The sequence below is a fragment of the Candidatus Planktophila sulfonica genome (assembly GCF_002288065.1).
In the GTDB taxonomy this organism is placed as follows: Bacteria; Actinomycetota; Actinomycetes; order Nanopelagicales; family Nanopelagicaceae; genus Planktophila; species Planktophila sulfonica.
The window spans coordinates 441,363-465,115 of the sequence record NZ_CP016773.1 but is presented as its reverse complement, the minus strand read 5'-3'; the positions used below and the strand labels follow the sequence as shown (position 1 = coordinate 465,115).

The 23,753-nt window shown below is 47.6% G+C and carries 25 protein-coding genes and 1 riboswitch; of the genes, 5 read left to right on the top strand and 20 right to left on the bottom strand.

The window, feature by feature from the left end:
• Nucleotides 1-4: 4 nt before the first annotated feature.
• The 7 genes from ribH to A1sIA56_RS02315 form a co-directional block, all read right to left on the bottom strand.
• Nucleotides 5-460 (bottom strand): 6,7-dimethyl-8-ribityllumazine synthase, encoded by a 456-nt coding sequence (gene ribH / locus A1sIA56_RS02345; RefSeq protein ID WP_095673352.1) that lies wholly within the window; start codon nucleotides 458-460, stop codon nucleotides 5-7.
• Nucleotides 460-1,668 carry a 3,4-dihydroxy-2-butanone-4-phosphate synthase gene (ribB, locus tag A1sIA56_RS02340; RefSeq protein WP_223298469.1) on the bottom strand — a complete coding sequence of 403 codons (1,209 nt, stop codon included), beginning with the start codon at nucleotides 1,666-1,668 and terminating at the stop codon, nucleotides 460-462. Before ribB ends, ribH begins: the two co-directional genes overlap by 1 nt.
• Entirely contained in the window at nucleotides 1,658-2,269 is a 612-nt protein-coding gene (locus tag A1sIA56_RS02335; protein ID WP_095673351.1) for a riboflavin synthase, read from the bottom strand. The genes ribB and A1sIA56_RS02335 overlap by 11 nt, the downstream gene beginning before the upstream one ends.
• Nucleotides 2,270-3,265, bottom strand: a complete 996-nt coding sequence (ribD, locus tag A1sIA56_RS02330) for a bifunctional diaminohydroxyphosphoribosylaminopyrimidine deaminase/5-amino-6-(5-phosphoribosylamino)uracil reductase RibD (RefSeq protein ID WP_095673350.1) — start codon at nucleotides 3,263-3,265, stop codon at nucleotides 2,270-2,272.
• Between the two features lie 13 nt (nucleotides 3,266-3,278).
• A riboswitch (FMN riboswitch) is annotated at nucleotides 3,279-3,406 on the bottom strand.
• A gap of 534 nt (nucleotides 3,407-3,940) precedes the next feature.
• Entirely contained in the window at nucleotides 3,941-6,784 is a 2,844-nt protein-coding gene (locus A1sIA56_RS02325) for a vitamin B12-dependent ribonucleotide reductase (protein WP_095673349.1), read from the bottom strand.
• Nucleotides 6,785-6,787: 3 nt separating this feature from the next.
• On the bottom strand, nucleotides 6,788-7,309 hold the full coding sequence (gene nrdR, locus A1sIA56_RS02320) for a transcriptional regulator NrdR (protein WP_095673348.1): 522 nt from the start codon (nucleotides 7,307-7,309) through the stop codon (nucleotides 6,788-6,790).
• A 205-nt stretch (nucleotides 7,310-7,514) separates the two neighbouring features.
• Nucleotides 7,515-7,871 (bottom strand): LysM peptidoglycan-binding domain-containing protein, encoded by a 357-nt coding sequence (locus tag A1sIA56_RS02315; RefSeq protein WP_095673347.1) that lies wholly within the window; start codon nucleotides 7,869-7,871, stop codon nucleotides 7,515-7,517.
• A gap of 149 nt (nucleotides 7,872-8,020) precedes the next feature.
• On the opposite strand from A1sIA56_RS02315, the gene lexA reads away from it, so the two are divergent.
• Nucleotides 8,021-8,662 (top strand): transcriptional repressor LexA, encoded by a 642-nt coding sequence (gene lexA, locus A1sIA56_RS02310; protein ID WP_095673346.1) that lies wholly within the window; start codon nucleotides 8,021-8,023, stop codon nucleotides 8,660-8,662.
• Here the strand turns inward: lexA and A1sIA56_RS02305 are convergent.
• From A1sIA56_RS02305 to A1sIA56_RS02280, 7 genes are all read right to left on the bottom strand, one after another.
• On the bottom strand, nucleotides 8,659-8,967 hold the full coding sequence (locus A1sIA56_RS02305) for a DUF2283 domain-containing protein (RefSeq protein ID WP_095673345.1): 309 nt from the start codon (nucleotides 8,965-8,967) through the stop codon (nucleotides 8,659-8,661). The genes lexA and A1sIA56_RS02305 overlap by 4 nt on opposite strands.
• Nucleotides 8,960-9,199, bottom strand: coding sequence for a DUF4258 domain-containing protein (locus tag A1sIA56_RS07030; RefSeq protein ID WP_150121992.1), 240 nt, complete (start codon nucleotides 9,197-9,199; stop codon nucleotides 8,960-8,962). Before A1sIA56_RS07030 ends, A1sIA56_RS02305 begins: the two co-directional genes overlap by 8 nt.
• A gap of 95 nt (nucleotides 9,200-9,294) precedes the next feature.
• Nucleotides 9,295-11,712, bottom strand: a complete 2,418-nt coding sequence (locus A1sIA56_RS02300) for a glycoside hydrolase family 2 protein (protein WP_095673344.1) — start codon at nucleotides 11,710-11,712, stop codon at nucleotides 9,295-9,297.
• Nucleotides 11,712-12,056: a phosphomannose isomerase type II C-terminal cupin domain gene (locus A1sIA56_RS02295; protein ID WP_150121991.1), complete on the bottom strand. Its 345-nt coding sequence runs from the start codon at nucleotides 12,054-12,056 to the stop codon at nucleotides 11,712-11,714. Before A1sIA56_RS02295 ends, A1sIA56_RS02300 begins: the two co-directional genes overlap by 1 nt.
• A gap of 1 nt (nucleotide 12,057) precedes the next feature.
• The gene (locus A1sIA56_RS02290) at nucleotides 12,058-12,960 is read right to left on the bottom strand and encodes an ROK family protein (RefSeq protein WP_095673342.1); all 903 of its coding nucleotides are present in this window, start codon (nucleotides 12,958-12,960) and stop codon (nucleotides 12,058-12,060) included.
• A gap of 5 nt (nucleotides 12,961-12,965) precedes the next feature.
• Entirely contained in the window at nucleotides 12,966-13,625 is a 660-nt protein-coding gene (locus tag A1sIA56_RS02285) for a collagen-like domain-containing protein (protein WP_095673341.1), read from the bottom strand.
• Nucleotides 13,622-14,092, bottom strand: coding sequence for a hypothetical protein (locus A1sIA56_RS02280; RefSeq protein ID WP_095673340.1), 471 nt, complete (start codon nucleotides 14,090-14,092; stop codon nucleotides 13,622-13,624). The genes A1sIA56_RS02285 and A1sIA56_RS02280 overlap by 4 nt, the downstream gene beginning before the upstream one ends.
• A gap of 63 nt (nucleotides 14,093-14,155) precedes the next feature.
• On the opposite strand from A1sIA56_RS02280, the gene A1sIA56_RS02275 reads away from it, so the two are divergent.
• On the top strand, nucleotides 14,156-14,707 hold the full coding sequence (locus A1sIA56_RS02275) for a DUF4287 domain-containing protein (protein ID WP_095673339.1): 552 nt from the start codon (nucleotides 14,156-14,158) through the stop codon (nucleotides 14,705-14,707).
• Here A1sIA56_RS02275 and A1sIA56_RS02270 read toward each other — a convergent pair whose 3' ends face one another.
• From A1sIA56_RS02270 to A1sIA56_RS02260, 3 genes are read right to left on the bottom strand one after another with little or no spacing between them, the layout of a single operon-like run.
• Entirely contained in the window at nucleotides 14,708-15,670 is a 963-nt protein-coding gene (locus A1sIA56_RS02270) for a Gfo/Idh/MocA family protein (RefSeq protein ID WP_095673338.1), read from the bottom strand.
• Between the two features lie 14 nt (nucleotides 15,671-15,684).
• On the bottom strand, nucleotides 15,685-16,950 hold the full coding sequence (locus A1sIA56_RS02265) for a hypothetical protein (protein WP_095673337.1): 1,266 nt from the start codon (nucleotides 16,948-16,950) through the stop codon (nucleotides 15,685-15,687).
• Between the two features lie 3 nt (nucleotides 16,951-16,953).
• Nucleotides 16,954-18,567, bottom strand: a complete 1,614-nt coding sequence (locus A1sIA56_RS02260; RefSeq protein WP_150121990.1) for a hypothetical protein — start codon at nucleotides 18,565-18,567, stop codon at nucleotides 16,954-16,956.
• A gap of 137 nt (nucleotides 18,568-18,704) precedes the next feature.
• Between A1sIA56_RS02260 and A1sIA56_RS02255 the strand changes: the two genes are divergently transcribed.
• Nucleotides 18,705-19,079: a hypothetical protein gene (locus tag A1sIA56_RS02255; RefSeq protein WP_095673335.1), complete on the top strand. Its 375-nt coding sequence runs from the start codon at nucleotides 18,705-18,707 to the stop codon at nucleotides 19,077-19,079.
• A 127-nt stretch (nucleotides 19,080-19,206) separates the two neighbouring features.
• On the opposite strand, the gene A1sIA56_RS02250 is transcribed toward A1sIA56_RS02255, so the two are convergent.
• Complete coding sequence (locus A1sIA56_RS02250; protein WP_095673334.1) at nucleotides 19,207-19,677, bottom strand: phosphate-starvation-inducible PsiE family protein; 471 nt, start codon at nucleotides 19,675-19,677, stop codon at nucleotides 19,207-19,209.
• Nucleotides 19,678-19,723: 46 nt separating this feature from the next.
• Between A1sIA56_RS02250 and A1sIA56_RS02245 the strand changes: the two genes are divergently transcribed.
• Entirely contained in the window at nucleotides 19,724-20,404 is a 681-nt protein-coding gene (locus A1sIA56_RS02245) for a hypothetical protein (protein WP_095673333.1), read from the top strand.
• Here A1sIA56_RS02245 and A1sIA56_RS02240 read toward each other — a convergent pair.
• A complete protein-coding gene (locus A1sIA56_RS02240) occupies nucleotides 20,370-20,885 on the bottom strand; it encodes an HIRAN domain-containing protein (RefSeq protein WP_150121989.1) in 516 nt (171 codons plus the stop codon). The genes A1sIA56_RS02245 and A1sIA56_RS02240 overlap by 35 nt on opposite strands.
• A 262-nt stretch (nucleotides 20,886-21,147) precedes the next feature.
• On the opposite strand from A1sIA56_RS02240, the gene A1sIA56_RS02235 reads away from it, so the two are divergent.
• Entirely contained in the window at nucleotides 21,148-22,365 is a 1,218-nt protein-coding gene (locus tag A1sIA56_RS02235; protein ID WP_095673331.1) for an MvaI/BcnI family restriction endonuclease, read from the top strand.
• Here A1sIA56_RS02235 and A1sIA56_RS02230 read toward each other — a convergent pair.
• The gene (locus A1sIA56_RS02230; RefSeq protein ID WP_223298467.1) at nucleotides 22,358-23,608 is read right to left on the bottom strand and encodes a DNA cytosine methyltransferase; all 1,251 of its coding nucleotides are present in this window, start codon (nucleotides 23,606-23,608) and stop codon (nucleotides 22,358-22,360) included. The two genes, A1sIA56_RS02235 and A1sIA56_RS02230, sit on opposite strands and share 8 nt — an antisense overlap.
• Nucleotides 23,609-23,753 lie beyond the last annotated feature (145 nt).

Here is a 23,753-nt window from a genome sequence, read left to right as displayed (position 1 = left end):
AGAATTAAAGACCCATCAAAGCAAGGGCAGCAATGGCGCTGTCGTATCCCTTATCTTCTTTACTTCCGGGACGGCCAGAACGTGCGATTGCTTGATCAAGGTCGTTACACATCAATACGCCGTAACCGATTGGCTTCGACCACTTCAGTTGAGCATCGACAACACCTTGTGTAACGCCTTGGCAGACGTAATCAAAATGTGGTGTTTCACCCTTAAGGACTAGGCCCACAGCAACTACTGCGTCATAACCCTTTTCAAACATCTTCTGTGCGGCCAGCGGAATCTCAAATGAGCCAGGTACGTAGACAACTTTGATCTTCTTAACTTCTGCAGCTTCTAGTGCGCGAGTTGCGCCAGCGATGAGGTCGTTACAGATATCGAGGTGCCATGAAGAAGAAATGATGGCGACCTTTGCCTTAGGAAATTTCGGTACTGCGATTTCGGGTGCGTGGCCGGCCATTATTTTCCTCCAGTGTGACCAAGGCGCTCTGCCTTAGTTGCTAGGTACTTCTTATTAAATTCATTAGGTTCAACGCTTAAAGAAACCTGCTCGCAAGCTATTCCGCTTTCGGCGACAGCTTTCACCTTTTCAGGATTGTTAGTCAATAGCTTTATTGCTGATACGCCCAAGTTCTTTAAGATTGCAATGGCCTCAGACCAATCACGTGAATCAACTACATGGCCTAATTTGAGATTAGCATCGACGGTATCGAGGCCTTCATTCTGCAAGATATATGCCTTGAGCTTTTCAGTTAGTCCAATGCCGCGGCCTTCGTGGTCGCGAATATAGATGATGTAGCCACAGCCATAGGCTTCGATTGCTGCAATAGATGCATCGAGTTGTTGTCCGCAATCACAACGCTGCGAATGAACAACGTCTCCTGTAAAGCATTCCGAGTGAATTCGGACCATCGGCACCTTATCTTCGGTACAGAAACGCATCACTACTTGCTCGCGGTGTTTCAGTGATGGGTACGTTGCAAGATCCCATTCGGCATCACGTAACTGCACAGGAACCCACTCGAATTCATGAGTCGGGTATGTAGAAACACGAGCAACCGGAGCAAGTGATTCCTGGTGCCTCTTAATTTCTGCGATAGAAATAATCGGGATTTGGTGTTGTGCAGCAAATGCTTGCAGAGTTTCACCACGTGCCATCGATCCATCTTCGGCAACAATTTCAGAGAGCAGGGCTGCTGGGTACGAGCCAGTGAGTTCAGCAAGTGCGATTCCTGCTTCGGTATGTCCCCCACGTGCTGCCAAACCATCTTTATGTGCAATGAGTGGGTAGATATGGCCTGGGCGAATGAAATCTGTGGCACGTGATGTTGCACAACCGAGGGCGCAAATTGTCTTGGTGCGTTCTACTGCACTGACGCCCGTTGTGATTCCTTCAGCCAAATCGACGGAGACAGTAAAGGCAGTCTTACGAACATCTTGATTCTGTTCGACCATATAAGGAAGACGAAGTTGATGCGCATGTTCTGAAGTGATTGCTACACACAAGATTCCGGTGGTGTGGCGAACCATGAAAGCTGTCTTTTCAGCAGTGGCTTTCTCTGCCAACATAATGAGATCGCCTTCATTTTCGCGGTCGTGATCATCGACAACAATGACAAGTTCACCGCGTCTAAAGCGATCGAGAGCTGCGTTGAAATTATTCTCCACGAGCAACCCCTTTCGAAATCAAGCGTTCGACATATTTAGCCAAGATATCGACTTCGATATTGATGAGATCGCCAGCTTTCTTAGTAGACAGGTTTGTCTTTGCAAGAGTTTCAGGGATGAGCCAAACCGTGATGGTGTTGGTTGCATCATCGATGCCGCCCACGGTGAGTGAGACTCCATCGAGGGTGATTGAACCCTGTGCCACGACATATTTAGTTAAATGATCGAGCGCCACAACATCAAACTGTGCCCACTTTTCACCTGGTGCCAATTGCGCCACAGTGCCTGTGCCATCGACATGGCCCTGCACGATATGGCCACCCATACGCATATCCATCTGCGCTGCTAGCTCAAGGTTTACAGGCGAACCAACTTCTAATTGACCAAGAGATGTCAGTGACAGTGTCTGCACCATTACATCTGCTGTGAATGAATCTGCGGACAATGAGGTGGCAGTTAAACAAGTTCCATTAACTGCAATGGAATCGCCAATCGCTAAGTCCTGTACTGACTCTGGGGCTTTGATTGTGAAGATCGCTGAGCTTTCGCCACGTTCAATTGATTGCACTGTGCCGAGCTCGGTAATGAGTCCTGTGAACATTTAGCGCCCCTTCACTAGATAGTGAGATTTGATATCGCCACCAAATGGCTGCACACCAAGAAGTTGCAACTTGAGATGATCATTAAGAGTTGAAATACCTAGATGGCTCACAAATTCTTTGCCTGCGCCCAGCATCTTTGGCGCCTGATAGACAATCAGTTCGTCGATCTTTCCAGAAGCCATCAAAGCTGAACCCAAAGTGGGACCTGCTTCGACAAGCACCTGATTAAAGCCTTCATCACTTAATACCTTGATTAGCTCAGGGATTGATTTGCTCTTCACGACAATGGTGCGAGCTTCGTTATCAAATACTTTGTTGGTGGCAGGAACTTCTTGTTCGCCGCAGATCACGCGCACAGGGCGTGCTTCATGCCCGCGTGGAATCAGATGTGGGTTATCAACCAGAGCCGTATTTGTGCCAATCAAGATTGCATCAGATTGCGCACGAAGTTCCTGAACATCTTCACGGGACTCAGGGCCTGTAATCCATTGCGAAGTTCCATCACTGGCAGCGACTTTGCTATCAAGGGTTGTCGCAACCTTCCAGATCATGAGCGGGCGACCTGTGAGCTCTTTATGTAGCCATGCGCGTTGCACAAAGTTAAGTTCTGCAGATTCGCGATGCTCGACAACGATTCCAGCATCTGCGAGCTTCTGGGCGCCCCCAGCTGCAATCGGATTGGGATCGGCAACTGCGTAAATAACCTTCGCGATTCCGGCATCAATGATTGCTTGAACACATGGTGGAGTTGTTCCGGTATGCGCACAGGGTTCAAGCGAGATAACCATCGTCGCTCCACGCGCTGCGCTGCCGGCCTTTTTAAGAGCCACAACTTCTGCGTGATCTACTGAGACTTTGCGGTTATGGAAACCGTCAGAGATTAGTGACCCATCTTTGCCATAAATTGCGGCAGAAACATTTGGGTTGGGGGTACTCACACCGAGACCCTGAAGGCTCAGTGAGTACAGATGCGCGTAGGCGTCATCGATAAACATGGTGCACCGATTCCGCTGTTATCTCTCATCCGGACTTTAACCGTCGGTCCCAGAGTTTCACTGAGTCAACCGCCCATTGGATATGTGCGGGTCGCGGACTATAACCGCCGGTTCGAAATTACATCGACCCCGATAACAACACCGTGAGTCTACTACTCATCCACAGGGGTCGAGAAATCAAATAAAACGCTTGGTTCAAAGACCTATTTTTCGCGCACTTCGCTTCCAGATCTCGTTGGGTCCGTCACTGACTTCCCCCAATTATTCCGCCGCATCCGTGGCGGATGAGAGAAGGGAGGAGTTATGAAGCTAGAAGAAGCGCTCGAAATCGTTTTGTGCACGTGCAGATTCATATTTCTATTTATAGAAATGAAGAATGCCCGCCGCAAGAACGACGGGCATTCAGATACTTCGTAACGGAAGTTGGGCGTCGTCTTGAGAATTCTCAAGGCGGCGTTCCATTTTGGTGACGAGGCCGGTAGCCACCTTCGAATTGAATCAAAGCTGACTTGCCGGCCACCAGATGCGAGTCCTCAGAGGCGCATCTGTTCGCCAAGGGAAAAATAGCATTTGGAACCATTTTTGATTCTTTAATTTATGAAAGTTTTGAATTAAGAAAGAGAAATCCCCCGACCTGTAACCAAGTCGGGGGATTTCTTAACTAACAGTTAGCTATTAGCTGCAACCAGATGTGTTTCCACAACCTTCGCATACGTAGCAAGCACCTGACATACGCATCTTCACGCCACATGTCATACACATTGGCGCATCTGATTTGATTCCCATTGATTCTAGGAGATCAGATGATGAACCAATCGTTGCAGCAAGTGGAGCAGCTGGCGCTGCTTCAATCTTTACTGCTACCGGCTTACTTGGAGCAGCTACAGGAGCCGCCGCAACAGGTGCTTTTGGGCTATCGGTTTCCTTAGCGAGTTCAACGTACTCACCACCGTTATCGAGAGCTGCTGCGCGCTCTGCTGCTGTGTAAAGACCCATTGCTGAACGCTGTTCGAATGGAAGGTAATCAAGTGCCAAGCGACGGAAGATGTAATCCATCATTGACTGTGCGATGCGAACATCTGCATCATCTGTCATACCTGCTGGTTCGAAGCGTAGGTTGGTGAACTTCTCTACGAATGTCTCGAGAGGTACTCCGTACTGAAGACCGATCGATACTGCGATTGAGAATGCATCCATGACGCCGGCAAGAGTTGAACCCTGCTTACCGAGCTTGAGGAATACCTCACCGAGTGCACCATCAGCGTATGCACCAGCGGTCATGTAACCCTCTGCGCCTCCGACTGAGAATGAAGTTGTTGTTGCAGGACGTGACTTAGGAAGGCGCTTGCGCACTGGAGTTGCAACGTCTTCTTCAACAACTGCTTCTTTCTTCTTAGCCTTGCCATCTGAAAGTGGCTGACCGACCTTGCAGTTATCGCGGTAGACAGCAAGTGCCTTGATGCCCATACGCCATGCTTCGAGGTGAACTTCTTCAACTTCTTCAACAGTTGCATCTTCAGGAAGGTTAACTGTCTTTGAAATTGCACCTGACAAGAATGGCTGGCAAGCAGCCATCATGCGGACGTGGCCCATTGGAGCGATTGATCGTGCACCAAGTGCACAGTCAAATACTTCGTAGTGCTCTTGCTTAAGTCCTGGGGCATCGATGACGTGTCCATTTGCAGCGATAAATTCAACGATCGCTTCGATGGTTTCTTCGGTGTATCCAAGCTTACGAAGAGCCTGTGGAACTGTCTGGTTAACGATCTGCATAGATCCGCCACCGACAAGCTTCTTGAACTTAACGAGTGAGAAGTCAGGTTCGATACCGGTTGTATCGCAATCCATCATCAAACCAATTGTTCCTGTTGGTGCAAGAACTGAGATCTGCGCGTTGCGCCATCCGTTCTTGTCACCAATTGAAAGACATGCATCCCACGCCTTATTTGCTTCTGCCCATACATCGATATCGAGTGTGGTTTCTTGCTTTGCAGCAGATGAAGCAGCAGCGTGCTTGCGCATAACGCGTGCATGTGGCTTAGCATTTTGTGCGAAGCCTGCGTATGGTCCAACGATTCCCGCGAGTTCAGCAGAACGCTTGTATGTCGTTCCGGTGAGAAGCGATGTGATTGAACCAGCAAGAGCACGGCCGCCTTCTGAATCGTATGCAAGGCCTGATGCCATTAGAAGCGCGCCAAGGTTTGCGTATCCGATTCCGAGCTGACGGAAGGCACGAGTTGTGTCACCAATTGCTTCGGTTGGGAAATCTGCGAAACAGATTGAGATATCCATTGCGGTGATGATCAAGTCAGATGCCTTTGCAAATGTCTTTGCATCGAATGAACCATCTGCCTTGAGGAACTTCATCAAGTTAAGTGAAGCCAAGTTACATGATGAGTTATCAAGTGACATGTACTCAGAGCAAGGGTTTGACGCATTGATGCGACCTGTCTCTGGAGTTGTGTGCCAATCATTGATGGTGTCATCAAATTGAACTCCTGGGTCAGCACATGCCCATGCAGCTTGTGCGATCTTTGTGAAGAGTTCGCGCGCATCAACTGTGTCAATAACTTCACCAGTTGAACGAGCTGTTAGACCAAACTGCTCACCGTTTTCAACAGCCTTCATGAACTTATCTGAAAGGCGTACTGAGTTGTTTGCATTCTGGTACTGGACAGAGATGATGTCTTTTCCACCAAGGTCCATATCAAAGCCAGCATCACGGAGGGCGCGAATCTTGTCCTCTTCATTGACCTTGGTCTCGATAAATTCTTCGATATCTGGGTGATCTACATCGAGAACAACCATCTTTGCAGCGCGACGGGTTGCGCCACCAGATTTGATTGTTCCTGCAGATGCATCAGCACCGCGCATAAATGAAACTGGCCCTGAAGCTGTTCCACCTGACTTAAGAAGTTCCTTTGCAGAACGGATACGTGAAAGGTTAAGACCGGCACCAGAACCGCCCTTAAAGATCATTCCTTCTTCGCGGTACCAGTTAAGGATTGAATCCATAGTGTCATCAACAGACAAGATGAAGCATGCAGATACTTGCTGTGGGGCAGCAGTTCCGACGTTAAACCAAACTGGGGAGTTGAAAGAGAAGATTTGGTGCATGAGCATGTGTGTAAGTTCGTGCTCGAAAATTGTTGCATCTGCATCAGTTGCAAAGTAACCGAATTCTTTTCCGGCCTTTGTGTAGGTGAGTACAACGCGATCAATGACCTGCTTAAGAGACCATTCGCGGTTTTCAGCACCGACTGCGCCACGGAAGTACTTGGTGGTTACGATTGTTGAAGCATTCACTGACCAGAAGTCAGGGTATTCAACACCGCGTTGTTCAAATACGGTCTCGCCTGTTTTCCAGTTAGCCTGAACGACGTCGCGACGTTCCCACTTAACTTCATCGTATGGATGAACGCCTTCTTTTGTATAAATGCGTTCGATCGTTAAGCCCTTACCCTTGAGGGTGTTGTGAGCTTTGATCTTTACTGGTCGATTGATGACCGTATCTGACATGTGTTATTTCCCCGTCTTCTGTTGAACTGTTGATGTTGTATCTGGTGTTTTTACTGCTTTTGTAGCTGTTGTTGCATTTGATGGGAGGGCGCGGAGAAGTGCAATCTCACCTTCAAAATCTTCAAGGGAGGCAAAGTTACGGTACACAGACGCGTATCGGAGGTAAGCCACCTCATCGAGTTCGCGTAGTGGCGCAAGAATTGCCAGCCCTACTTCTTGAGCTTCGATTTCTGCTTGACCGGTTGAGCGAAGGGTTTCTTCTACTCGCTGGGCTAAGAGAACCAAATCATCTTCATTTACTGGGCGACCTTGGCATGCCTTACGGACGCCCACAAGAACTTTCTCGCGGCTAAATGGTTCAGTAGCCCCTGATCGCTTGATGATGTTGAGCAGCGCCACCTCTTGTGTTGAGAAGCGTTGGCCACACTTAGGGCATTCGCGGCGACGGCGGATTTCTGTGCCATCTTGGACCGGACGGGAGTCGACGACTCGAGAATCATCGTGTCTGCAGAACGGACAAATCATTTCGGCGTGTCTCCCTTCGAATGCTCAGTTTTTCCCAAATTCAGGTGTATTGGCGAATTCGCTAAACTACCGTAAAAACACTACTTATGGAAGTTTTTGCGTCTTCGACCCCTACATATAGTGGGAACTGTAAAGCAAATCTTGAGAGTTTGCAGGATGAAAGGCGTGGCGCGTCTTCGTGTCGCGGCCAACCCTGCAGATCTGGCTAGTTAAGCGGGATACGCAGCTTCTGCCCTGTTGCAACATCGACTGAGGCCAATGAGTTGACCGAGATGATCTCTGAGACGAGCGAGCGCACATCGCCGCCGTCTGCAAGGCGTGTAGCCAGCGACCAGACGGTATCTCCGGGTGCCACAGTGACTGTGATGAAGGATCCGGCAGCTTGAGGAGCTACATCCGTACCAGCCCCTGCCTTTGCGCTGACAACTGACCCCAAGACGATAGCGAGAGAGAGAACCACAAAGGTGCGCGCTAGACGACCACGGCGATTCAAACGAATGCCAGACGGAACGGTCGAAAGTGCTTGATTTACACTGCTTTGGTTAAGAGTCATGGTGCTCATGGTTCGTCTCTCCTGCTATCGACGTAAACCTTGGGGAAGGTTTTCGAACACTTGTTCGATAGGAAAACCATATACCTGCCCACTGACATCTGCAACATTTTTTCGAACATTTGTTTGAATTTATCCCCAACCTGTGGAAGAATCTGTGTATGGCCAAGAACCCCACACCCAAGCCTGAGCTGACCACCCGCCAGGTAACGATCCTCGACTTCATCAAGACCTCGACCGAATCCCAGGGCTATGCCCCTTCTATGCGTGAAATCGGTGAGGCAGCAGGGCTCAACTCCCCCGCATCCGTTAAGTACCAGCTCGATATCTTGGAAGAGAAGGGCTTCATCCGCCGCGATGCCGACCGAGGCCGCGCAATGGAGGTCGTACTTCCCGATTCAATGACCGGTGAAGGTGCCCACACAGATAAGACTCGCTTTATCCCGCTCGTTGGTTCCATCGCCGCAGGTGTTCCAATTACTGCAGATCAGCAAGTTGAAGAAACTTTCCCACTTCCTGAATCACTCGTTGGCAAGGGCGAATTATTTATGCTCAAGGTTAAGGGTGAATCAATGATCAATGCAGCAATCTGCGATGGCGATTACGTTGTTATTCGTCAGCAGAAAGATGCCAACAATGGCGACATCGTTGCAGCAATGATTGATGGCGAAGCAACTGTAAAGACATTCTCACGAAAAGGAGGCCACATCTGGTTGCTTCCTGCAAACGATGACTTCGCGCCAATCGATGGCGATAACTGTGAAGTCTTGGGAATCGTTACAGCAGTACTGCGCTCGCTCTAACTCGCTTCCTCGATTGCCTTACCTTGCAAGGAAGCCTCTGAAAGCGTTGCGAGTAAGAAGCGTTGTGCAAACTCAATGGCATAAATTGCTTCCATATTTGCATGAGGATTCAAAGCGATTAATTCCGCTTCGGTCAAGTCGAGTTTCTTAAAACTCAGAAATTCCACCGACACCACCTCGCCTGTTGCCGCGAAATCTACATTTATATCTTCTCCAAAAGGATCAGTGCGTTCCGAACCCTTTTGCAGGAAATTAACTGCCGCAGCCTCGACTTCAAGGTCAATTTCAATAATCGAATTACACATGTCGATCTCTCCTAGCTACTGATTTTATAAAGAACGGTTTATTCAGCGGCCGACTATTTGCTAGCCAGACCACCAATTTGCGCCCATCTGGAAGTTCTGCAAAGAGAGATGTTCCTCCCTTGTCAGCTGGGTAGGTCAGTGAATATCGATGTAAAACGTAATTAATTTCCTCTTCGGTTACTCTGCGTTCCAACATTTGCCGGCGTGCATGCCGGCTGTATATGAAATCCATCGGCGGAAGGTAGGTGCCCCTACCCCGCTATGAGCTAAGAATTCTGCTCTCTGTTGATAAGTTCTAGGAATCGTTACAGCAGTACTGCGCTCGCTTTAATTCATTAAGCGGTTCAGGCTCCAGGTAATCTCTTCAATCTTTGCTGCAACCAGCTGAGCATCCTCATTACTAGAACAATCAATTACAACGTTGATTGATTCACCCGGCAGCAAAGTAACTCGCTCAACCGATACCGTGACGCGATCTGCTGCAACTAATTCAGGCAGTATTGAAAGTTCGTGAATAAAGCACTCGGCCTGCACAAGAACTTGCACCTGCTTGCCTTCAACTCTTTCAACCAATGCCACGTTATGCCCGCATACTTCCTGCACTGCTGCATCCCAGATGCGTCGCGCAGTACGAATCTCTCCAAGTTCAGCCACCAGATATCCATCAATCGCTGCAATATCTGAGGTCTTAAATACTTCGCCCAATTCATAGCTTGCCTGCGAACGCGGGGCAAGAACTACTTCTCGTGAGCTCTGCTCAATGACTTCACCGTTCTTACCCACCAGATGCAGGTTGAGCATGTCGTGCCAAGGCGCATCCGTATCGTTAATCAGAATCAGCTTTCGCTCAACGCCTGAGAAGTGCAATACCTGCGGCCTATATGCCTCGCGCATGGCATACCAAGATAACTTTCGCGAAGATGCTGAATCCAGAACTGCCCAACTAATTGCTGGCCACATATCGTTGTATTGCCACAAGACAGATCCTGAACAGGTTTCGTACTGACTTCTAAAGTGCTTCAAACCAACTTCAACAGCACGCGCCTGCACTAACTGCGCTGCAAAATACCAAGCGGGGCCTTGTGTGAATTGCTTACTAAATTCACGCACCAAACCATTTGCCACTTTATCCATTCCGAAGAATGCCTTCTGATGCGTTGCTAAATCACTATCTGCTGAATCTAGATTCGCTTTACCAATCGCCTTGGTTAGCGTGCGCCAAGAACCAGGACCGTTATATCCAAACTCTGCAGAAAACGATGGCGAATATTCTTCATAGCGCTGATATCCAGTGTCATTCCAGACATCCCAGATGTGATTTGTTCCTGATGAAAAATCTTTCACATCTTCTTTCAGCGTCGAGAAAGGAGAACCTGGAATATAAGGACGCGAACCATCGAAAGCAGCTAATGCTGTAGGCAAAGTATCGAGATAGAAGTTCAGCCCCCACGCCTTTCCAGCTAACGGTTCTTGCCATCCCCAATGCTGGAAGCCTTCAATACATTCATTGCCACCGCACCACATCACAAGGCTGGCATGTGAACCCAATCGCGTAATTGCTTGGTGTGCTTCATCAGCAACTTCTTCAAACATCGCAGGAGTTTCGGGATATGCCGCACATGCAAAGAGGAAGTCCTGCCAGACGATAATTCCGAGTTCATCACATAGGTCATAGAAATCATCTGACTCATAGATTCCTCCACCCCACACACGGATGGCATTTACTTCAACTGAGTAAAGATCATGAATCTTCTGCGCATACTGCTCTTTCGATACTCGATGCGGGAAAGGATCATCTGGAATCCAGTTCACTCCCTTGGCCCAGACGCGCTTGCCATTGACGCAGATGGCAAACATCTGACGATCTCCGAAATTACTTTGATCAAGAGATACATGCCTAAAGCCCACTCGCTTACTGACTTCATCAATGACTTCACCTGCAGCGTTAAGCAGTGCTACCTCGACTGAATACAGCGTAGCCTCACCGAAACCACGCGGATGCCACAACTCAAAGCCCTCGCAGTTAATTACTTCATCGCTGCCTAAAGTAGTCGTGAAGCTTTTCTCTTTGCCATGGCCACTAATGCGCACTGAAACAGCCGTTGCACTTCCGCGTCCCACTGTGCGCACACGCAACTGTGGAACCCCACCAACTACATCTGCAACAACTCCTACTTCATCAAGAATTCCTTCATCCCACTGCATCAACCAAATAGGTTTCCAAATTCCGCTGGTTACTGTGATGGGACCCCAATCCCAACCAAAGCTGCACGCCATCTTTCTAAAGTAGTTATAGGGCATGTCATATGGGTTGGGATATTTACCCATCTCATCTTGCCTCTTCAACGCTTCAGGGAGAGGTGCCTTAAATTCCACCTTTAGATCCATCGCACCAGAAGCAACGTCGGTTACATCAATCGAATACGCGCGGTGCATGTTTTCACTCTGCAACTTCACCGCACCATTGACCGAAACTGTTGCCAAGGTATCTAAGCCATCAAACTTCAGTTCGTACTTACCGCCACCACTCCTTGCTGGAATCTGCGCCGAGTAAACCGAATCAGCGCTACGGATCCACTCTTGTTCAGCTTCTGTGCCATTAATGCGAATATCACCGATTACGCCTGATGCAATGAGGTCTGTATGGATTGAACCCGGAACTGAAGCCGGAAATGTCTTATGGCCTTGCGGTGTATCGAGTGCGAGCGAGAAACCTTCAGTAACGCTGCGCCGCACAACCTTCATTAGTTGCGGCCGAAATCATCCTCAAGGCGCACGATGTCATCTTCGCCAAAGTAAGTACCTGTTTGTACTTCAATGAATGTCACACCATTTGTTTCAGGTGCTGCCATACGGTGTGCAACACCGACAGCAATATCTACTGAGTCACCCATCTGCAGTGTCTTTGTTACTCCATCGATGGTGACAATCGCTGGCCCCTGGGTAATAAACCAGTGCTCTGCGCGCTTTTCATGTGTTTGATAAGAAAGGCGAGCTCCGGCCTTCACGGTAATTTCCTTCACCTGTGAAAAGGCATTGCTATGAAGCACTTGATAAGTGCCCCACGGACGTTCTGAGAATTCCAGCACGCTATGCCCTTTCTGTTGGTGAGATGAATCCAACCAAACCAGCGCCAACAAGTCCTGAATCTTTGCCGAGTGTTGCCTTCTTTAACGCCACATTCCCAGGGAAATTGAGCACTTTCATCTCTTTTTCAAAGTGCTTCACCAATATCGGCCAATAGACATCATCGGCCAACATAACTCCCCCGCCCACCACAATGGTGTCGAGATCCATTAGCGCCACCGCATTTAAAAGCCCAAGAGCTAAAACAGCTGCGCCCTTTTCGATTGCAGCAACTGCTGCACCATCACCAGAACGTGCAGCACTAGCCACGGCCTCAAAGTTAGCTGCACCAAAATCTTTCGCCATATTGGTTCCACTCGAATACGCCTCAACACATCCGCGTTGACCACACGCACATTCATTTCCACCTTGCACAACAACGCTATGGCCAATCATTCCCGCATTACCTGTGCGCCCCACATGGAATGCGCCATTCAAAACAACGCCACCACCAATTCCTGTTGAAACCACAATACCCATCAAGTTCGTTGCACCACGACCTGCACCCAGAACAAACTCAGCATAAGCAAGCGCACTTGCGTCTCCAATAATGCGAACAGAAGCAAGACCAGAAACTTCACGGACAAAATCAACGAGTGAGAAATCAACCCAATGCGGAATATTGACCGGATTGATTGTGCCCTTCACATTATCGATAGGACCTGCTGATCCAATCCCCGCACCCACCACAACCACATCAGGTGTGGCCATCACGCTCTTAATCGCGTCCGCCAATGAACCATTGAGCTCTGCAATCGAGCCAGCCTTTGAATTCACATCAATACGAGCAAGCACCTGCCCAGAAAGCGTCACTAAGCCGACCGCTACCTTGGTAGCTCCGACATCAATTGCAAGTGAAACGTTCATAATTTCTAGGGGCGCATCACAATCACAACATCGGTTCCAGTTACTCCTGCTGTTGCGCACGATCCCATAATCAACGTTCCTACGGGGATTTTCTCTTTACCGCTCACGTAGCTGCATGCTCTCACTTCAACAAAACCAGAGGAAGAAAAAGTGCCAGCGGGGCCAGTTGGTCCCATCGGACCAATAGAACCTGTTGCGCCCGTTGCACCTTGAGATCCCGTGCCACCCGAAGATCCAGAACTTCCTGTTGCGCCCGTTGCACCTGTTGCGCCCGTTGCACCTTGAATTCCCTGCTCTCCTTGCACGCCTTGAATTCCCTGATCGCCCTTGTCACCTTTTTCGCCCTGTGGACCTGCTGGTCCTTGTAAACCATCTTCACCTTGAAGACCTTGAATCCCTTGTTCGCCTTGGGGTCCAATCGGACCAACCGCTCCCTTAGATCCAACCTGACCAGGAGATCCTGTTGAACCAGCGACAACTACAGGTAAAACGGATGCGCTGCCCACAGATTCACCCGCGGTCTCATAGACGACTTCTTTATCTTCCTTAAGTAGAAGTGCAGATGAAGGAAGCGGAGAAAGCGCCTGTGAAACAGCAAATGAGAGAAGCAAGCCAAAAATTACTGCAATTAAGGAAAAGCCTTCTAAGCGATTTCTACTTTTCATGGTTGCGGCAGGTCTCGTGCATCTTCATGAATCTCAAGCGGTTTATCTTCGCGAAGGTCATGCCAGAGAATCAGGACGAATATCGGAAGAATGATGTCGGTGAAGATAAAGATTGGAAACTTAACTAAATAGTCTAAATAGAAAGCACCATCGAGTATGTACACAGTTACTTGAGAGATGGTGAGACTGATGGGCCACCACAGGGCAGCAACCGGAAGAAATTTTCGAGCTCCGTGAAGACCTGCTGCATAGAGAAATAGCAGTAGCGGAGCTACTGTAGAGAGCAGAATCCAACCAATTGTTGATAGAACCAATTCGGCTCGGCGGATTTCGCTACTGGTTCCTTGCGGATTAATGAAGAAAAAGTCTGGAAGTGTCGAGATGATGAGCCAGAAGCAGACCAGCATCATGGCTCCCATTAAGCTCACGACATAATCAATTTGGGCTAACTTCTTCTGGCGCTTCATTATTCTCCGCTCATCGAATGCAATACCTTCAGTCTATGCCTCAATCTCGCGTATTCTGGGCCTATGCCTAAAGATCCTTCACGTGAGGCTCACTTCCCCGCTATTGAAAAGCGCTATGGCGAAAAGATGTCCTACTGGTTCAAGGTCATGAAGGAAATCAAGGACGAGAAGTACCCACAACAGATTGCACACCTGCGCGAGAACTACGGCTTCTCTCAAGCCCATGCAAACGCACTCGTTATGTACTCCCGCGGCTCTACTTCATCACGTCGCCACGACACCCCAGCTGATTACTACAAGACCATTCATCCAAAGCAGGCAACAACTCTGCGCAAGATTTTTAAAGTGATTCAAACCAAATACCCAAAGACTGAACTTGTGATCGCCTGGAACCAGCCCATGCTCAAGCTAGGTGATGACTACATTTTCGGCGGATCTTGTTCAAAGAACCACATCACCATCGCTCCATGGAGCACCGATGTCCTCGATGCATTCCGCGACAAGATGGATCACTTGAAGGTAAATAAGAAGACCATCGTGATTCCAAGTGATTGGAAAGTCGAAGAGAAGTTAATCCTCGATATGGTCAAAGCTCGTATTGCAGAGACGAAGTAGTTACATCTTTATCTGAGCAAAGGCTGCATCAAAGAGTTCTGCAAAGCGCACAGATTCTGTCAGCGGCATTACCCAATCGCTTCCACCCATGGCCTTGCGCGCAAAGTTATCGGCCATGATTTGATACGGATCAACTGGACCAAACTCTTCCACCCGCTTAACCCCACCCACTTCAACCTCAAGCAAGCTTCCCGCATGGCGTGAGTTAAAGACGTTATCGCCCAACATCTTCGCACTTCCCTTTTCGCCATCAACAATTAACCAGCTTGTCTCAGGAATATTGCACGATGCCACCGTCTCGCACACTGTATTGCCCAACGTGTAATTCACACGCGTTGTCTCATCGACTCCACCTGAATGCTTCACCGACTGCACAGATAAATTAGAAACTTCAGGGAAGTCCATCAACCACAACGGTGCCACAGTTGAATATGGCCCCAAGTCATACAAGATTCCCCCACCAATAGTTGGATCAAGGCGAATATTGCCGCCATCTAATCCATCGTATGTAAAGGCTGCACGAATACGTTTAATCGCACCCAATTCACCTGACTGCACAATCTCTTGAATTCTTTGTGTACGCGGATGCCATCTATTCCATGATGCCTCAACAAATAAAACGCCCATCGCCTCTGAAACAGCAATCGCTTCCTTTACTTCAGCTGCATTCATTCCCAGCGGCTTCTCACACAAGACATGCTTGCCTGCCTTCATCGCTCTTATAGCAACTGGCAAGTGAAAAGCATTCGGCAAAGAGATATAGACACCATCTACCGCAGGGTCAGCAAATAACTGGTCGTAATCGGTATAAATCAAACCCTTAGGCGAGATAGTCATCGCCCTATCTGCATCGCGCGATGCCACTGCATGAATCTCGCCCACATTAGATCTGGAGATAGCAGGATATAACGCCTTCTTGGCAATCATTCCCGCCCCAACAAAACCCCAATTAAATGTTGTCATGGCTCTCTCTTAACTCAGTAGTTGTACAGGTATCTATCGTAGATAACTTTTGCTATTTCAGGTTTTGCCTCGTTCCAAGAAACGCCTAGGATATTTTGAAATGTATCTGTAAAGGATTTCTTTTCGCTCATCTCTTCAAAAAAATCGAGCATTACCAGAGGTCCTTTCAATGCCACCAGAATTTCAATCAGGTACATGCCCATTATGAGGTGAGGTTTAGAATTCTTAAAACTGGAATCCGACCATCGATTTCCGAGATTCTCGATGCTCAAATACTCATCAATCCATTCAGGGCCAAAATTTGGAATTGTTTGATCTACCCAAGCTTTTCGTCCACTATTTTGAGTGTAGCCCTTAAGATCTTTTTTAAATGCCAAAGAAGATGATATGAGATTCTCGGAGCCCTGTTTCAACCAGAACGGCGGTTGGAAGGGAGATTTGGTATTCGCTTTTGGCGCGGCCACAGAAAGAGAATTTAAATGATAGGGAAGCAAATTTAACGAGTGGTAAAACTCAACTACCTCTACGCCGCCAAATCCGCCAGCAGCTCTCTTGGCTTCTTCAAGGGTGTCTGGTATTCCCAGGCCAAGGTAGGCGACTCCATCATTCCCAATGAATGCATGGCCAACATCGCAACTCGTAGGGGTGTAACAGTCAACAAAGGGACCCGTGGTCTCCGTGGTGTGTTTCTTGTCATTTTCTGATCCCATAATTGAAAGAGCCTTTGCCGCAACAGCAGCCCTGTCTTCGTTGCTCCAGTAAAATACAACAATCTTCTTCGGAAGTTTCTTGCCTGAGAAAACCTTCGCAACAAAATTGAAATATTCTGTCGGATCATTCACCCACACCGGAGTATTAGGCCCCCTGTAAACCTCAACAGGTGGAAGTTGCACTTCAGAATTCAGTTTTGAATTAATTTTGTTCCAAGTTGCAACTGCAATACCTCTGCGCTTCTCAAATAAATCAGAAAAATTAGTTGGCATGGAGACCGATTCGGCAGTGGCATTAGGAATGGGGGTCGGTGACTTTGCCACGCTTGGTTTTGCTGAACTAGTTGAAGAAGGAACTGCAGACTGAGTTGGCTTCGCAACAACCACACCCTTATCCCAAACCAACTTCTTACCGCTCTTAATGCAGGTGTAACTCTTTCCACCAGTGACGCTCTTCGCACCCACCTTGGTGCAGGCGGCGCCTGCCTTGACTGCCGCAGATGAATTCGGAACTAGAAATACAGAAGCAATGCCAGCCACCAAAGCCCATGTAAGAATATTTCTTCTCATCTACTACACCTTTTCCACTTTCACGACATCACCAAAAGTACCTGATTCAACAATTGTGATCTTGTATCCATTTGAAATCGTGAACTCTCCTTGTTTAAGTGGATACGAAGCCATAAAGAATGGCTTATTGTTCACGTTACGCCCAATCGGAAGAGACAGTTTCATACCCATTCCATGATTTGCCTGCAGTAGGTCTATCTCGTAGACGAGAGCTCCCTGCGTATCTTTTGGAATTTTGTAATAGAGACCTCCAGGCCTCAAAGTTTCAACAACAATCGCTTTCGTAGCGGAGACTCGGATAACAATTGCTTTGCTCTCCGTAGTTTTTACTGTCGAGGGTGCAATCCAATGTGTAGATGATGGACCTCCAGTTACGCATTGGATTTGCGAATCCTTCATAAATCCAAGAATCCACTTTTCCCAAGTAGTTAGATCGCCTCCATATGGAGTCATTAAGGTGAGCCACCCCATGCCGTATTCAGTATTCAAATTCTGCTGTGTATCCCCGTAATGATCATCGAATCCATATCCTGAATGCATTAATTCGTGAATCCAGAAGAATGGGTGTCCAAGCCCTGAAAAATTGGATGCATTAGGTCTTGCGGCTTTTACTCCGTATTCAGACATTGCCACGCCAACAGATCCTTCTTTTGTTACCAATGAACCAATTGACGCTTGCGCGAACACAGAAGTGTCAGTGCCCGCAGGCGGAACAACAATCGCAATATTTACGCCCTTGAAGTCAATCGAGTCATCAGTGGCTACGACCACCGCCTTATTGAATGCAACGTGACCTGGCGAGTCGTAGCGATTTGTATGGCTAATCCCGTAATCACCAAGTTTCTTATCCATCTTTATATATTTGCTTGGAATGCGAATTTCCACGTTTGATCCAAGATCGCTTGAGTAATTAATCCAATCCTTCAAAAAATTCAGGTACACCACATAGTCCTCAGATGGTGAATTCCTCGGTTCCGCTGTGTCTTCAGAATAGATCGGCACAAGTTGAATAACTGTGTCGGGTGATGGATAACGTCTTTCATCCGACCATCTGTTTCTTTCTGGCTCTGCGGTGGAGTATCCATTATTAGTCATCACTCCTTTTGGAGTTACTAACTTGCAAGGCTCAGGATTAGCGAATAGTGATTTCGAATCAAAAGTGCTGGACGGTCGAGCATTGCCTAATGTGTACTTACTGATACGCATCTGACCTGCACATCGATTGATGTTCCAGAAGTACTGCTGTATCTCCATCAGTTTTCCGTCAAGCGCAGAATCCCATTGACAAGGATCCGTAAAATCTGTGTAGTACCCCTGATCAGTTGAAAATGTATTGCTGAAATCGACTTTTATAACTTCCGGCTTCGCAACAGGCGCAGTCGATGCACTTGCAGATGGCGCCGGGGTTGGCTTTGCTACCGACGGCTTAGCAACAACTACACCCTTATCCCAGACCAACTTCTTACCGCTCTTAATGCAGGTGTAACTCTTTCCACCACTGACGCTCTTCGTACCCGCCTTGGTGCACGCACTTCCAGCTTTAACTGCAGCATATGAATTCGAGGCAACAAGAACCATTGGGATTAACAAAGCGACCAAGCGCAGATGCTTTCTCATCCCCCGAGGTTAAAACCCCAGACCGACAATGTCACCACCCCACCCAAATACACAGAAATTTGGGGTAGCACTTCGCCCCCGCACCCCTTAACCTCTTACGTATCCACTTTGGATAGCTCACGGAGAGAGGCAACACCATGGATGAAAAATCATTACTCAAGCAGTGGAACCAGATGCGCGCCCAAATCATTCAAGCACAGGTTGCACCAGCACTTGTATTGATCGGCGTTCTAGTTCTCGCTGCAATCGGATCATTTGAAACAGCATCAGATGGCGCAAAGTACTTAGCACTCGGCGTTGCAGCAGCAACCGGAATCCTTGCCACCATCAGCCAATACGCAGCCGTTCGCGAAGGCGAAGCGCTCCTACTTGACCTTAAGAAGATTGATAAGCCATCTGCACTCTCACAGAAAATCGCAGATTCACGCGGCTTGCTCTCGCTCTCAGCAATTGCAATCGTCGCCCTTGACCTTGCAATCTTCGCACTCGTTGTCTTAGCAGTACTCGGATAGCCATGAGATTCGGATTAGCTCTCATCGCGATCTATTCAGCCGCGGTTATCTTTCTCATTACGAGAGCTGATCGACCTCGAAAGAACCGCCAGCGCCTAACAGGGCGCGGCGGTGACTTCGAGTAAAGCTACTTCGCTTTTCTATGCGCGCTCTTTGACATAAAGATTGCAAAGACCAGCGCCACAACAATCAGGGCATTAAGCCCCATCTCATAAATCGCTCTCTCAAACGCCGTATCGCTCTTTCCGCTTTCCAAGGTAAGAGATGCGCCCACAGTCAAGATATGTCGCACAGCCGCGATCACGCCAATAATCAGGAACTTATCGAGCTGATACACGCCATCGGTAAAGCGCGAGATAACGGTGCGCAAGATTTCTAAGATGATGACGATAAATAAAATGTCATTAACGCCTTGAATCATTCCATTAGGAAAGAAGGGCGCTGTCTCAAGCAAGCGCTTGATGCTGAAGAAGAAGGCCCCCACACCAATAGCAAAGAGTGCGATAGCCAGCACCGCATGGAAGATATCTTCAACGAGATCTACATACTTAAGGGGCAGGATCGAAGTCTCTACCCGGTCTTTCTCTTCTTTAGCCATAGTTAAAGGTACGCCGATTGTCACTCCCAGTCACTACCCTTATGCCATGGGATGGATAGCAAACTTCAAAGCTAAGCGCGCCGACAAAGCCGCAACCAATGAATACAACCGCCTTCACGCAATCTGGCAAGAAGATAAAGAGACGCTCACCAAACTCATCACCGTCTTCACTGCCGCATCCAAGGGCGAAGATTCAGTCCCCAACTCACTCATGCAAGCAAAAGGTGAACACACTCTCTGGTCTGCCACAGGCATCTTCCACGAAGCAGGCCGCACTCCCTCTCGCTACACCGGCGGATCATCCGGAGTCAGCATTCCCATCGGCGGAGGCATCCGCTTTCGCGTAGGAGCCATGCAAGGCCAAGTAATCCCCGGTGAAGAACTACAGATGGATAAAGATGAAGGCGTCGTCATGCTCACCACCGACCGCCTCATCTTCACTGGCCCCATCAAGACTCAACAATGGGACTTCGACAAACTTCTCATGGCCTCAACAACTCCCGACCAATCCGATTACTTCCTCAGCGTCTCCAACCGCCAGAAAACCTCAGGAGTCCGCTTCGATCCCACAACCGGCCGCGAATTCAATAGATTCCTAGGCTCTGCAACAGCAGTCAATGAACATGGAATCGAAGCAGTCTTGAAGGAACTCAAGGACATTGAGAAAAGGATTTACGAAGAGGAACCGAAGCTCACTCCACCGTCAGTGCAATCTTCACTCCAATAAGCGGAGCTGGTGATTCGGCATCAAAACCAATCTTTGCCGGAACTTCATAACTCTTCTTCCCGCTCTTCTCAATCATCTTCGTCACCGCAGCTGAATCAAACTTTGCGATATACCCAACCTGCACACCCTCAATAACAACCTTCACCGCAGTCGAATCAAAGGGATTCGTAGGCTCTGGCTCAAGAACAGCCGTCGCCAATATCTCCCCCGTCTCAAATGCCTTATGCGCTCTAATCAACGCCATCAAGTGATCTCTCTGGAAACTCTCGCCCACTACTCCGTAGTTGTATTCAGAATCGTCATCGCCCGATTGGTTCACGACAACAAATGCGCCTAGGTCACTCGTAACAAATCTAGATTGAGGCGCTTGTTCAAAGTAGTCAGGGCGTGCCATCGAAGCGGGAGTGCTCTTCGGGGTGCGACGGATTACCAAAATGAGAATAACTATTACGGGAATCAAGAAAGGGAGGACGGAGTACATGTGTTCATTTTAGACGACTTCGCTCACATACAAAACGACGTTTGCCAGTGCGGAATGATATTCCAATTAGGCTGTCCTAGCCGTATAGTCAAACCATAAAGTTCAATGTTTATAACCCTAAGAGTTGCTTCGGATTGATCCCATGGCCTGTTAGATCCCAGAACTTGGTGAGAAAAGACTTATATGACAGTAGCCTAAGTCATGGGCCACAGCGAGAAAGTTTGAGCTTTCGCCTAGCAACGTTCTTGATTGGAGAGGTTGAATGTTAACTAAGGCTGACATCTCCATAAGCGAAGTAATAGCTTCTCTTTCGTCTTTTCGTGTTGAGGCTGGATTCTTAGTTCCCACCCCAACTGGTTTAGAAAAATCAATTCTTGACGCCCACGAGGATTTACGGATTTTTTTAGCCAAATCTGGTTTACATTATTTTGATCATCAAGGACAGGGACCTGAAAACAAAGTCAAAATCCCTGCAAACATAATTACTGAAAGTGGCGTCATTGGGTCGTTTGCATCGCTTTATAGACCTAATACAAAGTCTGGCGATCCAAGAATTTGGATTTCGAAACTCAATGCGCACTCAAAGCCCTGGAATTTGATTGCATTGTTTGTCAGTAACGGTCAGCTCTTTGTTTTCAATGCCTCTGACCCAACCGTCTGGAAGTCAATGAACAATACAAATTCCCCGCTTTATTTAGCACTAATGTCAGCAGGTTCAAATTACTCACTTGTTGAAACAGAGCTCCTCAGAAAACTAAAGGAAATCGAGGCAGCTGGATTTGTACGGTCCACAACAAATGCCGCAAGCGGAGTAGGCGATACTCTTGAAAAGTTGCTTGGGATAAGCAGAAATTCAAGTAAGAATCCTGACTATAAGGGTATAGAGATCAAGGCATCGAGACGAAATAATCCAAATCAGACCCAACGAAGCGTGCTTTTTAGCATGGTTCCTAATTGGGGCATAAGCGAACTTAAAAATGGCGCTGAAATTCTTGAAACTTACGGTTATCTGTCGCCTGCAACAAAACAAGTTGAATTGTATGTAACCGTTAAACACCAGCCAAATAGACAGGGGTTATTTCTTGACTTAGATGCAAAGAATGGCCTGATTGTTAATGTGCATCAATGCAACGGAACTAGGAAACCGGTTGTAAGTTGGAAATTGAATGAGCTACAAGAAGAACTTTCAAAAAAACACAAGCAAACTTTTTGGGTCAAGGCTAAGAACCGCCCTGAATCTGGACATGAGTACTTTCATTACTTTGAAGTTATGGCTACTGCATCGCCATTTGTTTCCTATTTTGGCCCCTTGGTTCTTTCTAGCCAGATCTCTATGGATTACACATTATCAACAAAATTGAGGCCAAGCGGAGCTCCTTTTGCACGTGATCATGGATATCTTTGGAAAATTGCTAATAACTCTTTTGAAAGCCTCTTCCCACCGCCAAGAATTATTGACTTAGCAAAGTTAACTATTTAACTCCCAATATTTTTTTCAAATGATTTCCTATTGCTTCACCAAGTAGGACAGGAACGGCATTTCCGATTTGTGTGTACTTCGGAAGATCTCGCGTCCAGTCTCCCACCTCAAGGTCTCCAGCACGCCTTCTGCCTCCAGTGGTTCGCTTTCCATTGAATTGATACCAATCAGGAAAAGTTTGAAGACGTGCCCATTCTCTTACAGTCAGTACTCTTGGTTGTGAGAAATGAACATAGTCATCCGGAAGTGAAGTTGCGGTTATATTAGGCCCTCCTGGGCCCCACTTCTCTGGCAATAATCTCTGTGCAAATTTCTTAGTCTTCATCGAGGCAGCGATATTGCCATCATGCTCAATCATGTATTGAAATTTCTTCATTACAAGCTCAGAGTGGTTTGAATACACATGATCACTAATCGGAGAACCTTTGGCGAGGATCTTCCCTGTAATTGGGTCATCTCTCAGTAACTTTTGGAAAGCGCTACGTGCTTCCTTCGGATAAATCAGAGTTGACCCACCTGGGACCCATTTGGGATCGACGAGATCCGAGAGCAAGTCATATGGATCAGGTGCGCCACCCGTTGGTTGAGGGAGCAAGCCATTGCCAACTAGTTTCGAACTAGTGGCAACAGGGATATCTTCTCGAATACCTATCATGACAATTCTTGGGCGATTTTGTGGGACACCATAGTCCTTCGCATACACCAATTCATATCCGATTTGGTAAGAAAGAGTCTTTCCATTTACTTTTACGGTAATTCTGCTAAAAGTTTTTAAGACATCTTTCCAAATCTCGCCCTTCTCGCCTTCCGGCGTCCATCTGGATGTAAGCAATCCTCGTACATTTTCAAAAACAAACGCTTTAGGTGCGATCTCAGCTACGACTTTAGCCATTTCACGATAGAGGTAATTGGTCGGAATGTCTTCTTTCGTAACTTCAAACGTGCGACGGTGTCCTATTCCACTAAAACCCTGACAGGGTGGCCCACCAACAACTAAATCAATCCCCTTATATTGTTTATTGAGGTGTGCGGCAAGCGATGTTAAATCAGCTTTTTTTCGCGTTAGCTTCAAAATATCTAAAACTTGGTACTTGGTATTTTGTATCGGCGAATTCGGCCGATTCATCACAAATGTTTTCATCGCATCAGGATGTAACTCATTAACAAATACTGTTTCAAAACCAGCCTGCTCGAGCCCAAGGGAAAGGCCACCGCATCCGGCAAACAAATCAACTACTGTCAACAATTTAGCTCCTCTATTATGTTCGGAGTATTCCAACTTCTAGTCAAAAAATCCAGGATAAAACGTCGATTCTGGGAAAATTCTTTGGTGTAAAGAGTTTGACTCCGCATATCAGCTTCTAAAAACACGGGCGAGATCCTCATAA